10 protein-coding genes are annotated in these 14132 nt (G+C 57.6%); 3 read left to right on the plus strand and 7 right to left on the minus strand.

Translation table 11 applies throughout. The features are described from left to right. Positions 1 to 27 precede the first annotated feature (27 nt). From tssA to Q6A51_RS08505, 5 genes are all read right to left on the minus strand, one after another. A complete protein-coding gene (gene tssA / locus Q6A51_RS08485) occupies positions 28 to 1584 on the minus strand; it encodes a type VI secretion system protein TssA (protein ID WP_304574545.1) in 1557 nt (518 codons plus the stop codon). A gap of 793 nt (positions 1585 to 2377) precedes the next feature. Further along, on the minus strand, positions 2378 to 3382 hold the full coding sequence (locus Q6A51_RS08490) for an SMP-30/gluconolactonase/LRE family protein (RefSeq protein WP_304574546.1): 1005 nt from the start codon (positions 3380 to 3382) through the stop codon (positions 2378 to 2380). Positions 3383 to 3454: 72 nt separating this feature from the next. Next, a complete protein-coding gene (locus Q6A51_RS08495) occupies positions 3455 to 4951 on the minus strand; it encodes an MFS transporter (protein ID WP_322791245.1) in 1497 nt (498 codons plus the stop codon). 53 nt (positions 4952 to 5004) lie between these two features. Beyond that, positions 5005 to 8115, minus strand: a complete 3111-nt coding sequence (locus Q6A51_RS08500) for an efflux RND transporter permease subunit (RefSeq protein ID WP_304574547.1) — start codon at positions 8113 to 8115, stop codon at positions 5005 to 5007. Continuing rightward, positions 8115 to 9278: an efflux RND transporter periplasmic adaptor subunit gene (locus Q6A51_RS08505; protein WP_304574548.1), complete on the minus strand. Its 1164-nt coding sequence runs from the start codon at positions 9276 to 9278 to the stop codon at positions 8115 to 8117. Before Q6A51_RS08505 ends, Q6A51_RS08500 begins: the two co-directional genes overlap by 1 nt. 152 nt (positions 9279 to 9430) lie before the next feature. Here Q6A51_RS08505 and Q6A51_RS08510 point away from each other — a divergent pair, with 152 nt between their 5' ends. After that, positions 9431 to 10132: a response regulator gene (locus tag Q6A51_RS08510; protein ID WP_304574549.1), complete on the plus strand. Its 702-nt coding sequence runs from the start codon at positions 9431 to 9433 to the stop codon at positions 10130 to 10132. Between the two features lie 53 nt (positions 10133 to 10185). After that, positions 10186 to 11496 (plus strand): ATP-binding protein, encoded by a 1311-nt coding sequence (locus Q6A51_RS08515; RefSeq protein WP_304574550.1) that lies wholly within the window; start codon positions 10186 to 10188, stop codon positions 11494 to 11496. Positions 11497 to 11508: 12 nt separating this feature from the next. Here the strand turns inward: Q6A51_RS08515 and Q6A51_RS08520 are convergent, their stop codons facing one another. Both Q6A51_RS08520 and Q6A51_RS08525 read right to left on the minus strand, forming a co-directional pair. After that, the gene (locus Q6A51_RS08520) at positions 11509 to 12939 is read right to left on the minus strand and encodes a diaminobutyrate--2-oxoglutarate transaminase (RefSeq protein ID WP_304574551.1); all 1431 of its coding nucleotides are present in this window, start codon (positions 12937 to 12939) and stop codon (positions 11509 to 11511) included. Between the two features lie 37 nt (positions 12940 to 12976). Then, entirely contained in the window at positions 12977 to 13192 is a 216-nt protein-coding gene (locus Q6A51_RS08525) for an MbtH family protein (RefSeq protein ID WP_201000603.1), read from the minus strand. A 204-nt stretch (positions 13193 to 13396) separates the two neighbouring features. Between Q6A51_RS08525 and fhuF the strand changes: the two genes are divergently transcribed. After that, entirely contained in the window at positions 13397 to 14125 is a 729-nt protein-coding gene (fhuF, locus tag Q6A51_RS08530; RefSeq protein ID WP_304574552.1) for a siderophore-iron reductase FhuF, read from the plus strand. Positions 14126 to 14132: the final 7 nt, after the last annotated feature.

Below are 14132 nucleotides of genomic sequence, written 5' to 3' on the forward strand. Positions count from 1 at the left end.
TTCTCCGTGCGGTTGTGGCCCTGGGGCCTATTCGAGTACCACTTCGAGGTCGAGGTGGCACAGCCTGCGATAAATCTCTTCCTTGCGTTCACGTACGGCATGGTTCTGCGGTAACAACTCGCAGCAGCTATGCAGCAAATGCAGCACTTCCAGCGCAAGATCGGGCTCCCAGGCGTTCAGGCCTGAGTCCTGTAATGTCTGGTCCAGAGTTTCGAGTTGAGTCCTGGCCAGCTCGTATTTCTTGGCCATGAAACACAACCGGGCGAGCGCGAACTGCCAGAAAAACCGGACACGTCCGCCATTGGCGCTTTGCAAACCCTGTTTGAGAATCTGTACAGCGGCCTTGAGGCCTTCCTTGCGCAAAACCGGCATGACTTCTTCGAGGGCCAGTTCCCAGGCCGGCTGGGTATCGGCAACTTCAACCTTGCGCGGCGCACTGGCAGTCTGCAGGTGCGGCATGACGTTGGCGTTAATCCAGGCGCGAGTGCTCGGGTCGGCAAACGGTGCGCCATCGTGGAAACGCAACTCGATAATGCCGGGCAGGCGCTGAATCAACAGTGCGAAATGGATTTCCACTTCGCGCATTGCCAGTTCGGCGTTCAACGCCTGCAAACATTCCCAGACCATCCGCTGGCCATCGAACCAGAATGGTGCCTTGGTCAGGCTCGCCTCCAGCTCCACCAGCAGGTCTGCGTATTTGCCCTGATCGTAACGATCCTGATAGGCCTTGAGCTTGTCGGCAGGCAGGCCTCGCAGGGCTGTGATCTGCTCGGCATTACGTTCAGGAACCGCGTCGATCGGCAACCAAAGCAGTGTGCGGCTGAGGCGCAAGGCGCGCAGATCGCTGGCTTTCTGCTTGAGCCACCAGGCACACAGCGGACGTGCGTTTTCCTGCTGGGCACGCAGGGCCTTGTGCGCCTCTTTCTCGTTGTCAATCGGCGCGCCAGGAGTAAACAGTTGCGTAGCCGCCTGCTTGACCTGAGCCACCGCGGCCCCCACAACGCCAGGCTCTGGCTGGTTGTCGGCGGCGCGCTGGACCATGCCTTTCAGGCGGCGGGAAAGTGGTAGCAGCAGCGGAGCATCGTCGCCCAGATGCTGGGTGCATGCAGCGTCAAGGCCTTCAAGGTGCTCGACCAGGCGGCGGAACAGCGGCAGCTGTTCCTTGATGGCGACGTTTTCGTTCAGTACCTGCTCAAGGCGTGACACCAGCCAACTGATTGCAGCAGAACGGGTCCGGGCCTTGCTCGGATAAACCTCGGCCCAATGACTCTCACAAAGATGGTGTAAAAGCCCAAGCCCGGCCAACAAACCCTGGAAGGACTCACGCTGGTAAAGAGCCCATGTCAGCCAGGCACCCACCCGCAGATCCTTGGACTGGGTACGAAGGAGAGCTTCACTGTTTTCGCGAATTTTCAGCCAGTCGATCTGACCGCTTTCGTGCATGGACTGGGCTTTGTTCAGCTCACTTTCCAAAGCCTCATACTCGCTCGAAAAGCGAACGTCCTCTCCCGCAAAACTTTCGGCCGAGACCGGGGCTTTTGCGAGTTCAAGGTAATGAGCTGAAAGCTTACTTGAGTAGGACATCCATGACCTTCAATTACGATCACATCCAGTATGGCCATCAGTATTGCAATGGCATAAGACAATACGAAGTGGTGGCGAACCCCTGTTCTAATTGAGAATCGCACCCTCCGAGGGCGTGGATCTTACTCACGGTGATGGCCACTAGCAAGTACTTAAACACTAAGACGAAACTTCTTTAGTTTTTGTAGGAATTTTCTTAAATTGCGAGAACTAATGATATCAATATGATGTCTTAAATCGGTTGTTCAGGCAGGAACACGCGAGATAGAGCTGTGCGTAGCCAGGGATGTCATGCTGCTGACATGTAGCAAAATCAAGCCTTTAGGGGGGGATTGCATCTAAAGTGATGGCAATGAGCAATCATGTGACTGCATGGAAAGAGGCTGTCTCGTTGCGTGTAATTATTATTCATGTCCGTGGGAACTATTGATGTGAACATACTGTCTTGGCGCACAAATCGCCTGATCGAAGAGCTGCTGAAATAAGGGGTAACATGTATCTCTAAGGGGAACCCCTAGCGACTACATAAGAATGGATGGTAATGAAAAGATCACAACAGGAGTTACCCGCGGATCTGTAAGGGATTTGCGAAGTGCATCTGCTTATAGTCTGCGCGATAGTCACTAGTATATGTCATATAGCCATCACTTGGCGCGTAATACATTCCAGAACTCGATATTCATCCGGGATTGCGGGTAGAGGATGGTGCTTGCCCCGACGCAGAACAATGTTTTATCCAAAGTCCGTCAACGGCAAGGCAAAGAGTCAAACCCTGCCCGTCGACGAACCAGGGTTACTCCTGACCTCCTCCAATCAGCGTCTGCACCCTCAAGACCTTGTTGCCCGCCGTCACGTAAGCCCAGTGCTGTGAACCCGTAGAGCAGAATGCAAGGTTGCCGGTATCCTCGGCCGCCACCCGCAGTTTCCCGAGCAACTCGCCTTTTGGCGAATACACCTGAATGCCTTCTTTACTGCTGCTCCAGACATTGCCCTTGGCGTCGACCTTGAGGCCGTCGGGGATGCCCGGCGTGATTTCGGTAAATGTCCGGCCATTGCTCAGTGCGCCATTGTGAACCTGATAGACCAGCACCTTATGGGCCAGTTTTGGGTTCTTGAAGTCATGGGCCAGTTGCGAGTCGGCCACATACAGCAGGCTTTGGTCAGGCGAAAAGGCCAGGCCATTGGGTGAATGAAGGCCAGGTGTCTTGAGCCGGGTCAGTTCCTTGAGCTGCGGGTTGTAGCGATACAGGTACTCGCCGCCCTGCTCCGGTTTTCCTCCGTAACTCTCTGCCTTGTTCAACACGCCAAAGGTCGGATCGCTGAACCAGATATGGCCGCTCTTGTCGACGACGACATCGTTCGGACTGTTCAGGCGTTTACCCCGATATCTCTGGATCAGGGTATGCCACTTGCCATCCTTTTCCTGGCGCACGATTGCACGCTCGCCGTGGGAGGCAGCAACCACGCGGCCCTCGGCATCCAGAGCACGGCCATTCTGATAATGGGCAGGATCCAGCAAGGTCGTGACGCCGTTTTTCTCGTCCCAGCTCATGACCTTGTTCGCCTTGACGTCACTCCATAGCAGGCCACCGTCGGGCAGGCATAGCGGACCTTCTGCCCACTTTGCACCATCGGTGAGTGTTTCTACCTTCGCATCGGGCGCAACAAGTGTGGAAAACGCAGGGTTAGTGGCGACTACCGTGATGGGCGAAGCTGCGTCCGCTGCAAGGATATGGTTGGCTGTCAGGAGTGAGCTGCCCAATAGCAACAGGGATGCTTTCTTTCGTAATTGCCGCATATTCCGTCCTATATGAAGATACGTACGAGACGGGTTTGACGGTAATCGGCAGCCGAAGTTTATTCGCGATACTCACTGATTGCGTAACAGGTTCCAGACCACGATGCTCACCAGACCGATCAGGGCGGCAGCCGCGAGCAGAACCAGGCTGTGTGACGCACTGAAAGCTTCCTGACCAGCCAGAACGAGTTGCTGTGCCTGATGCACGCCCACCGCCTTCGCCGCCATCATCGTTTCGCCTATCGAGCGCCCTGCCGTTTCAGCGATATTCAAGGGCAGGTCATCCGGCAGACGAATCGATCGTTCGTAGCTGGACGTCAGGAGAATCCCGAACACAGTGATCCCCAGGCCTGAGCCCAGGTCATAACTTGTGGCCTCCAGAGCTCCGGCTGAGCCGGCTTTCTCGACCGGTGTGTGACTCATGATTGCGACTGAGGAAGCCGTCATGCCAACGCTGAGTGCCAGCCCGAGTGCCACCAGTGTAAAAACGACAACCACCCCGCCGCTGCCCAGGTTGGCAAGCGCCAGCCCCACCAGAGATACAGCAGAAATCAACAGAGACAAACTCGCCACCTGCCTCAACCCGATCGCCTGAAGCAGCATGCCCGCAAGCGGCCCACCGATAGCGGAACCGATCATCAGGGGCAGCATGAAAATACCGGCCTCCAGTGGCGTTTGCCCAAGGACGAATTGCAGTTCCTGAGCAAGCATCAGCTCTACCCCGGCAAGCGCTCCCATGACTACCAGTGACATGACAACGCCTGCGCTGATCTGCGGGACAGAAAACAGGCTCAAATCGAGCATCGGATCGGGCGAACGAAGCTGCTTATGTGCAAACCAAAGCAGCATCAGGATGCCAAATGCAATAAAGATGATCGTCATCGGCAGGGAACTGCCTGTCCTGAAGCCCGATTTCAGGCCATATACCGTTGCCATGATGCCGAGGATAAGAATCAGGGCCTGCTCTATCGGCCACTTTCCGGGACCACCTGCCGATAGCAGACGCACAGGGATATAGGCCTTTACCAGAGGAATGACAAAAAGCATCACTGGCACGTTTATCAGAAATACCGCGCCCCACCAGAAATGCTCAAGCAGCGCCCCGCCAGCCAGCGGTCCCAGGGCAGCCCCTGCAGAAGCAACCGCGCCCCAGATGCCCAGCGCCATGGCACGCTCGCCTTCATCCTCGAAAGTCTGTCGAACGATAGCAAGGGTGCATGGCATGACCATGGCAGCTCCAAAGGCCATGAAGGCACGCGCCCCGATCAGGGCCTCGGCGCTCGGAGCAAAGGCCGCAAGAACCGACCCTGTACAAAAGATGCCAAGCCCCAGTATCAACATGCGCCGATGACCGACTCTGTCGGCAAGCGTGCCCATGGGAATCAGCAGGCTGGCCATCAACAGCGGATAAATGTCGATGATCCACAGGACCTCTGTACCGGTTGCCTGCAAGGCCATGGACAGCGAGGGGACTGCCACATGAAGAATGGTCAGATCCAGTACGATCGGCAGAAAAGCCATCATGACCGCCAGCAGTACCAGCCAGCGATTTAAAGTTCTACCAGGCAAGACGGATCATCCTTTTTCAATACAGAACCACGAAAAAACACCCTGTCGCCCCGTTACTCTTCGCAAGCCGAACCTCGCCGGCTTCTCTCGCGCATCCCCATGATCAGAACGAAAAACACGGGTACGAAAAGTACTGCCAGCGTTGCGGTGACCATGCCGCCCATTACGCCGGTCCCTATTGCCTGCTGACTTGCCGAGCTGGCCCCCGAGGCGAACACCAGCGGGACAACACCGAAAATGAACGCCAGGGACGTCATTACGATGGGGCGCAGACGCAGACGAGCAGCACGAACACTCGCCTCGACCCTGCTCATGCCTTGAGCATGCAGACTGGTAGCGAACTCAATGATCAGGATGGCGTTCTTTGCAGAGAGCCCGATGATGGTGATCAGCCCGACCTTGAAGAACACGTCATTGGGCATGCCGCGTAAAGTGACCGCCAACACTGCGCCGATAATGCCAAGAGGCACTACCATCAAGACTGCCGCAGGAATCGCCCAGCTTTCATAAAGCGCCGCCAGGCACAGAAACACCACCAGCATCGAAAGCCCGAGCAGCAGCGGCACCTGGCCGCCGGATATGCGCTCCTGCAATGAAAGCCCTGTCCACTGCAAGGCAAAGCCTGTGGACAGCCCCGAAGCCAGACGCTCCATTTCCTCCATCGCCTCACCGGTACTGTGCCCCGGCGAAGGCTCACCGGACAGGCTGACCGCTTGATAGCCGTTGTATCGAGTGAGCTGAGCCGGCCCTCGTGTCCAGTGGATGCTGGCGAATGCCGAAACAGGCACCATGCGTCCCTGACGGTTTTTGACTTCAAGGCGCAAGAGGTCTTCAACCTGTTGCCGGCGGTCGCCCTGGCTCTGCACGATCACTTGCTGCATACGCCCAAGATTCGGGAAGTCATTGACGTAGGCTGAACCCAGCGAGGTCGACAGCACGCTGGCGATATCCGAGAACGAAATGCCCATGGCATGAGCTTGCTGGCGGTCCACTTCGATATTGACCTGCGGGGTTTCCGCCAGGGACGCTTCGCGCACGTTTTGCAGGATCGGACTTTCGCTGGCTTTGCTCAGCAGTTCATCACGGGCTTGCCGCAATGCGTCATGGCCTTGTGAGCCACGATCCTGCAGCCACACTTCAAAACCACCAGATGTGCCCAGCCCTTCGACAGGCGGCGGCAGCAGACTGAATACCATGGCGTCCTTGAAACCGGAAAACACGGCACTGGCCCGGTCGGCAATGGATTGAGCAGAGTCCTGTGCAGCCCGCTGCGACCAGTCTTTCAAAGTGGTAAAAGCAAGTGCGGCATTCTGCCCGCTCCCGGAAAAGCTGAAGCCGAGAATCATCACGGTATTGGTAATGCCTGTTTCCTGCGCATTGTGTGCTTCGATCTGTCTGGCCACTTCAATGGTACGTTGCTGGCTGGCCCCTGGCGGCAATTGAATATCGGTGATGGTATAGCCCTGATCCTCCACTGGCAGGAACGAGGATGGCAGGCGGACAAACAGCAATCCCATGATGCCTGTCAGCAACAGAAAGATGACCATATAGCGTCCAATGCGGCCTACCGCTTTGCTTACCAGATTTTCGTAGCCCTGACTGGCTTGCTCGAAGCGCCGGTTGAACCAGCCGAAAAACCCGTTCTTCTCGTGATGTGAGTTCGCAGGTATCGGCTTGAGCATCGTGGCGCACAGAGCCGGTGTCAGGCTCAGGGCCAGAAACGCTGAAAACACGATGGCAACGGCCATGGAAATCGAGAACTGCTGATAGATCACTCCGACCGAGCCCGGCATGAATGCCATGGGAATGAATACGGCTGTCAGTACCAGGGTTATTCCGATGATGGCGCTACTGATTTCCTCCATGGCTTTGCGAGTAGCCTGCCTGGGTGACAATCCTTCCTGGGCCATCAGCCGCTCGACGTTTTCCACCACCACAATGGCATCGTCCACCAGAATGCCGATTGCCAGGACCATGCCGAACAGCGTCAGCACATTGATTGAAAAGCCGAGCAAGAACATCACGGCGAATGTCCCCATCAAGGCGACGGGCACTACAAGAGCAGGGATCAGGGTGTAGCGGATGTTCTGCAGGAACACGAACATCACGATGAACACCAGCACCATGGCTTCGATCAAGGTGTGAATGACCTTGGTGATCGATACCTTGACGAAAGGCGACGTGTCGTAAGGAACGTCGTATTTCACCCCGGCCGGAAAATAACGCGAAAGCTCGTCGAGCTTTTCCCTTACCAGGTTCGCAGTACTCATCGCGTTGGCTGCCGGCGCCAGTTGTACGCCCACGGCAACTGACGCCTTACCATCCAGGCGGGTGGCGAAATTGTAGCTCTGGGCTCCAACCTCGACCCGTGCCACATCGCCAACAGTCACGCTGGAGCCGTTGGCGTTCGCCTTGAGAACAATGGCGGCAAACTCCTGCTGCGTACTCAATTGCCCCTTGACCATGACGGTTGCGGTCATTTCCTGATCCGCCGATGACGGCAAGTCGCCAATACTGCCAGCCGCGACCTGAACGTTCTGCTCGGCAATGGCCTGGCTGACATCGGATGGAGTCAGATTGAAAGCGACCAGTTTCTGCGGATCGATCCAGATCCGCATGGCACGTTCTGAACCGAACAACTGGGCCTTGCCCACACCATTCAAGCGCTTCAGTTCGTTGACCACGTTGCGCGTCAAGTAATCGCTAAGCGCAATTTCGTCGAGACGACCGTCCGTTGAAGTCAGCGTGGCGATCATCAGGAATCCGGCAGAGATCTCTTCAAGCTGAAGGCCTTGCTGGCTCACCGCCCGCGGCAGACGCGGCTCGATGACTTTCAGCCGGTTCTGCACATCGACCTTGGCCAGCTCGGGATTGGTGCCCGGCTGGAACGTAATGGTCATGGTTGCCGTGCCCTGGCTGCTGCTGGAGCTGAAATACAGCAAGTGATTGACACCGTTCAGTTCTTGCTCGATCAGGCTCACCACGCTTTCATCGATGGTATTGGCAGACGCGCCGGGATAAGTGGCGGTCAACTCGATTTGCGGTGGCGCAACGCTGGGGTACTGGGCCACAGGCAGCTTAGGGATGGCAAGCAAGCCGGCCAGCACAATGAACAGCGCAATGACCCAGGCAAACACAGGCCGATCGATAAAAAACGGCGCCATTACTTCTTCTCCCGAGCCAGGGCTTGAGAGCCCTCTTCTTCTGCCGTCACTGTGATACCCGGCTGCACGTGTTGCAGGCCGGAAACGATGACTCGATCACCGGCATCGAGGCCGCTCTTCACGATCCAGCGGTTGTGCTGCACAACTCCCGGTTCAATTGCCCGCTCCTGTACCTTGCCTTGCGCATCGACAATCAATACCAGTGCCTTGCCTGCTGCGTCGCGTTGCACTGCACGCTGTGGCACCGTAATACCTTGTGCCACGCGAGCCTGATCAAGCTGCACAGTGATGAAACTGCCAGGCAATAGCTCGTTTTGCGGGTTGGGAAACTCGCTGCGCAGGGTGACCTGGCCAGTGCCTTGATCCACCGTCAGGTCGGAAAACAGCAACTTCCCTTTGTACGGATACTGGCTGCCATCTTCCTGAATGAGTGTCGCGGTAATCTGTCCCGCTTCAAGCTGCTGCAACTGCCCTTGCAGCAGCGAGCGGCGCAGGTCACTGATCTGTCGTGTGGACTGGTTGATATCGGCATAAAGGGGCTGCAACTGCTGGATGGTTGCCAATGCGGTGGCATCACCCTGCCCGACCAATGCGCCTTCGGTGACCTGAGCCTTGCCGATGCGTCCCGAAATGGGCGCAGTGACTGTTGCGTAATCCAGGTTGAGACGGGCGCGCTTGAGTGCCGCCCGGGTCGATGCCACATCGGCCTGGGCCTGCAGGAAGCTGGCGCGAGCGTTTTCGGCGTCCTGACGACTGACGGCGCTGATCTTTGTCAGCTCTGTATAGCGTTCGGCTTGCAAGCGAGCCTGATACTCCGTCGCTTGTGCCTTGCGCAAGGCCGCTTCGGCGCTTTCGACATCCGCCTGAAAAGGCGCCGGATCAATGCGAAAAAGAACATCGCCCTGCCGGACTTCCGTACCCTCGCGATAAACCCGTTGCAGCACGATCCCGGCTACCCGCGCACGGACCTCGGCAATACGCGGCGAAACCAGACGCCCATTGAGTTCTGTCGTGATGGTCAGAGGTTGCGTCCTGACCGTTTCCACACTCACATGCGGTGGCGGCACCTCTTGCTGCGCAGTGGGTTTGCCGCAGGCAGCCAGCGCAGCAAGTCCGGCACACAACATCAATCGGTTTGGATCGAGACGCAATAAAGACGGCATTGTGGCGTTCCCCGTGAAGATCGCGCCATGCTAAAGACTGCGTCCAGAACGAATGTAAACAAGTGTTGGAAAGATGTGAAGAAGTGTTAAGGCATTGCGCGTATCCGGCAGGCCTTGGTTATGCTGTCCCCTTCGCAGAAATGGCCTGAACAATGCCCAGAATTATGCTCGTCGAGGACGACAGCGCGCTGGCGGAGCTGATTGCCAGCTATCTCCAGCGCTTTGAGTACGACGTCACGGTAATCAACCGCGGTGATCGCGCGCTTGAAGGCATGCACCGGTTGCGTCCCGACCTGGTCATCCTCGACCTGATGCTGCCGGGGCTCGACGGTTTACACGTGTGCAGGCAACTAAGGGATGAAAGCCCTGCCTTGCCCATCATCATGCTGACGGCCAGGGACAAGAGCGACGACCAGATTCTCGGCCTGGAAACCGGCGCCGATGACTACGTTGCCAAACCCTGCGAACCCCGAGTGCTTCTGGCACGGATTCGCACGCTGCTGCGCCGCAGCCTGTCTGCCGAGACTCGCCACGACGCCCAGCAGATCGTCCTGGGGCAACTGCTGATCGATCTGAGCGAACGCCAAGTGCAATGGCGCCACCAGGACGTCGAGCTATCCTCCGGGGAATACAATCTGTTACTGGTGCTGGCCAGTCACGCGGGTGAAGTCTTGAGTCGCGATCAGTTGATCCAGCAGTTGCGCGGCATTGAATTCAACGGTATCGACCGCTCGGTCGATGTGGCGATTTCCAAATTGCGGCGCAAATTCGAAGACAATCCTGCCGAGCCCCGCAGGATCAAGACTGTATGGGGTAAGGGCTACTTGTTGAGTCGCTCCGAGTGGGACGAGTGACCGTCTGGTTTCACGAGTTCACCCCGCACTCCTGACAAAAATAATGGATCGCCATGTTCAAGATGCTCGCTCGGCTTTACCTGATCATGCTGGTGACCTATGGCGTCGCGCTGTTTGCGATTCCTGAAGTGGTGCTGAAGTGGTTCAACCAGCAGACCATCACCTACAACCAGGATCAGGCCAAAGGTACGCTGAGCCTGATAAGGAAACGTTTCAATCAGACACCGCGAGCAGACTGGCCAGCCCTTGAAAGCGAACTCAGGGCAGATTTTGCTCCGTCTCGCTTAAGGCTTGTCTCGATAACCGATCCCGGCCTGACGGAGCCTGAACGCAGGGCACTCAGGCAGGGCCAGAATGCCGTGCGTTCGGATAATTATGGCGAACTGGGCACCGCACTCGCCCTGATCGATCCGGATACGGTGGTCGAGCTGGTAGCGCCCGATGCGCCTGTCGATATCAACATCATGTACTGGATGATCAATATTCTGATCGGTGCCGCATTGCTGGCCTGCCTGCTGGTATGGGTCTGGCCTCACTGGCGCGACCTGCAACGCCTCAAGCGCACTGCAATGATCCTGGGAAGCGGCAATCTGGCGGAGCGAACGCAAATTTCGCCGCGCTCCAACATTGGCGATCTGGCTCAGGTGTTCGACAAGATGGCTCAGGATATCGAAGGCCTGCTCAATCAGCAGCAGGAGCTTTTGAACGCGGTATCCCACGAATTGCGTACTCCGTTGTCGAGGCTGGAGTTCGGCATGGCACTGGTCATGGCCGACCCTCTGGAACCCGAGACCCGTCGACGGATCGAGCAGATGCTTGGTCATGTCCGGGAGCTGGACACTCTGATTGATGAGTTGCTTTCCTATACCCGGCTGAAATCGCCGAACCAGCGCCCTGCGCAGGATGAAATCCCCATGCAGGCGTATCTGGACAGTGTTCTGGGAGGCTTTATCGAGGAACAGGACAGCAAGGGTTTTACTTTGCTGCTGTGTTTTGAAAAGGCGGACGCAGACTTTGCCCTGGACCCTCGCCTCACTGCACGCGCAATACAGAACCTGGTCAGCAACGCCATTCGGTATTGCGAGAAAGTCGTGCGCGTAAGTGCCCGTCTGGAGGCAGGCAACGGTTTCTGGATCAGCGTTGAGGATGACGGCATTGGCATCCCCGTCGCCGAGCAGACACACATTTTCGAGCCGTTCTATCGCCTGGATCGAAGTCGTGATCGCATTACAGGCGGGTTCGGCCTGGGGCTGGCGATCAGTCGACAGGCCATTGAATGCCAGGGTGGCAGGATAGCCGTCGACTCATCGCCACTGGGAGGCGCAAGGTTTGAGATATTCTTGCCAGCCTCAAAGGCTGGCTAAATCACTGGCGACTCACGCGCTGCGCAAGACTTTTCCTTTAACCTGCGCAATCGCCTTCTCCAAGGCAACCTGAAACACCCCGACCAGCACATCAACTTCTTCGGCCTGAATAATCAATGGAGGCAGGAAGCGCACCACGGCACCGTGGCGTCCGCCCAGTTCCAGGATCACGCCCAGGTGCAGGCATTGACGTTGAATGGCCTGGGCCAGTGCGGTATCCGCTGCTGGCACACGGCTGTCGCCCGGTGTATCGCTGACGATTTCCACGCCGACCATCAGGCCGCGACCGCGAACCTGGCCCAGGCATGGATAGTCGCTCTGCAACTGGCGCAACGAGCTCATCAGGCGTTGGCCCATGACGTCGGTATGCCCCGGCAGGTCTTCGCTGATGATATGGCGCAGGGTCGCAGCGCCCGCCGCCATGGCCATCTGATTGCCTCGGAACGTGCCGGCATGGGAGCCGGGTTTCCAGGTGTCCAGTTCTTCCCGGTAAACCACTACCGACAATGGCAGGCCACCGCCTATGGCTTTGGAAAGCACGAGAATGTCGGGTTCAATGCCCGCATGCTCGAAAGCGAAGAGTTTGCCAGTACGACCTATGCCGGTCTGCACTTCATCGATGATCAGTGCCACGCCATGCTTGCGGGTCAACTGGCGCAGGCCTTGAAGCCAGCGTACCGGCGCGGGAATCACCCCGCCCTCGCCCTGCACGACTTCGACCACGATGGCCGCCGGAGGCAACACGCCTGACTCCGGATCGCCCAAGAACTGCTCGATGAAATGCAGCCCGGCATCGATACCCGCTTCACCGCCGATGCCGAACGGGCAGCGGTAGTCGTAGGGGTACGGCAGAAACTGCACGTCGGCCATCAGCGAACCCAGCGCCTGTTTTGGCCCAAGATTACCCATCAGGCTCAAGGTGCCCAGGGTCATGCCGTGGTAGCCGCCGGAGAACGACAGGATCGGTTTACGCCCGGTGGCAATACGCGCCAGTTTCAATGCTGCTTCGATGCCATCGGCACCGGTCGGGCCACAGAACTGGATACGCGCATGGCGGGCAAAGTTTTCCGGCAGCGCGTTGAACAGGTCTTCGACAAAACGATCCTTGACCGGTGTCGTCAGGTCCAGCGTATGCAGTGGCAAACCGGAGTCCAGTGTCTGGCGCATGGCTTCGATGGTGACCGGGTGGTTATGGCCCAGAGCCAGAGTCCCCGCACCCGCCAGGCAGTCCATGAACAATTGGCCTTGGGTGTCGCGTACATAAAGGCCATGCGCTTCTTGCAGGGCCAAGGGAATGCGTCGCGGGTAAGAACGGGCATTCGACTCCCGTGCAGCCTGGCGCTGCAAGTACTCATTGGTGTTCAGTTCACGTGGGGCTTGCTGACGAAACTGTTCCAGTGTGAAGGCAGCACTGGACGCCTGGCGGGGCTGGACGCTTTCCATATTGAATCCCTGAAGTTGAAAATACGGTCGCAGGCGATCAGCCCTGCCCTTGTACCTGCATGGCCTGGCGCAGGCTCAGCGGGCGCATGTCGGTCCAGACTTTCTCGATATAGCTCAGGCATTCTTCCTTGCTGCCCTGAACATCGAGGGTGCGCCAGCCTTCAGGCACACTGCGGTAATCCGGCCAGATCGAGTACTGTTCCTCACCATTGACTACAACCAGAAAGCGCGTATCCGGACTGTCCAGACTCATTGTTTTTCTCCTTGGTAGGTTCTTGATACATTCTCGATACATTACTACGAATGGTAGCAATTCTCATTAATATTTTATTGCCGATGCAGCGTTTTCAGTCGTCGATAGCCAGGATGAACAGTCGCAAGACGCTGACACCCTGTTTATACTTCCAGCCCCCTCTGAACGATAACTGCTCTCAACAAGCGGTCCACGGATGAGTCGATGATTCCCAGCCTTGCTCCGCTGTTCACCGGTCCTCTCGCTGACTACGGTGAGAAACTGCAACTGCGCAGCCTTCCACGGGTAGACGTGCCGGGTGACCTGTTTTTCGAGCACGAGCATTTCAGTGCCTTCGTCGATGGCCTGCTGCTGCGCTACAAGACCGATGAACGCCTGGCCCTGGTGTCACTGTGGTCCAAGTGGTACTTCAGCACGTTCATGGCTCCGGTCATGGCCACCAGCCTGCTGCAACAATGCGAACTGCCGCTGGCCCTGGCCGATACCGGCTTGCAACTGGGTGACGATTCCAGACCCAAGGCGCTGCATCTGGCCCATGCTGGCAATCCTCTGCCTCCCTGCTCTGCCTTCGAGCGCTTTCATGGCCTGATCGACGGTCATCTGACCCCCGTCATCGAAGCGCTGGTCAAAGTCACCCGCGCATCGCCCCGGCTGTTCTGGAGCAATGCCGGCAACACCTTCGAGTTCGTCACCAGCCGTCTCGACCTGCACCCGCTGGCCAGCCCCCAGAGCACCGCACCGGCCAGGGAGATCCTCACTGCCCGACTGCGCCCTGACGGCCGACGCAATCCGCTGTTCGCCCCCGTGCGCTATCACGACACCGGCGAGAACGAGCCCCTGCGCCTGAGGCGCATCTGCTGCATTCGCTACCGTCTTCCCGGTGTCGGCTATTGCAGCAGTTGCCCTCTGGATGAATGCAGGCAGCAGGACTGACTGCCGC

It is taken from the genome of Pseudomonas serbiensis, from assembly GCF_030580745.1.
Taxonomy (GTDB): domain Bacteria; phylum Pseudomonadota; class Gammaproteobacteria; order Pseudomonadales; family Pseudomonadaceae; genus Aquipseudomonas; species Aquipseudomonas serbiensis.

Coding starts and splice junctions, on each gene's coding strand:
- tssA (WP_304574545.1), bottom strand. CDS start 1,584: ATGTCCTACTCAAGTAAGCTTTCAGCTCATTACCTTGAACTCGCAAAA.
- Q6A51_RS08490 (WP_304574546.1), bottom strand. CDS start 3,382: ATGCGGCAATTACGAAAGAAAGCATCCCTGTTGCTATTGGGCAGCTCA.
- Q6A51_RS08500 (WP_304574547.1), bottom strand. CDS start 8,115: ATGGCGCCGTTTTTTATCGATCGGCCTGTGTTTGCCTGGGTCATTGCG.
- Q6A51_RS08505 (WP_304574548.1), bottom strand. CDS start 9,278: ATGCCGTCTTTATTGCGTCTCGATCCAAACCGATTGATGTTGTGTGCC.
- Q6A51_RS08510 (WP_304574549.1), top strand. CDS start 9,431: ATGCCCAGAATTATGCTCGTCGAGGACGACAGCGCGCTGGCGGAGCTG.
- Q6A51_RS08515 (WP_304574550.1), top strand. CDS start 10,186: ATGTTCAAGATGCTCGCTCGGCTTTACCTGATCATGCTGGTGACCTAT.
- Q6A51_RS08520 (WP_304574551.1), bottom strand. CDS start 12,939: ATGGAAAGCGTCCAGCCCCGCCAGGCGTCCAGTGCTGCCTTCACACTG.
- Q6A51_RS08525 (WP_201000603.1), bottom strand. CDS start 13,192: ATGAGTCTGGACAGTCCGGATACGCGCTTTCTGGTTGTAGTCAATGGT.
- fhuF (WP_304574552.1), top strand. CDS start 13,397: ATGATTCCCAGCCTTGCTCCGCTGTTCACCGGTCCTCTCGCTGACTAC.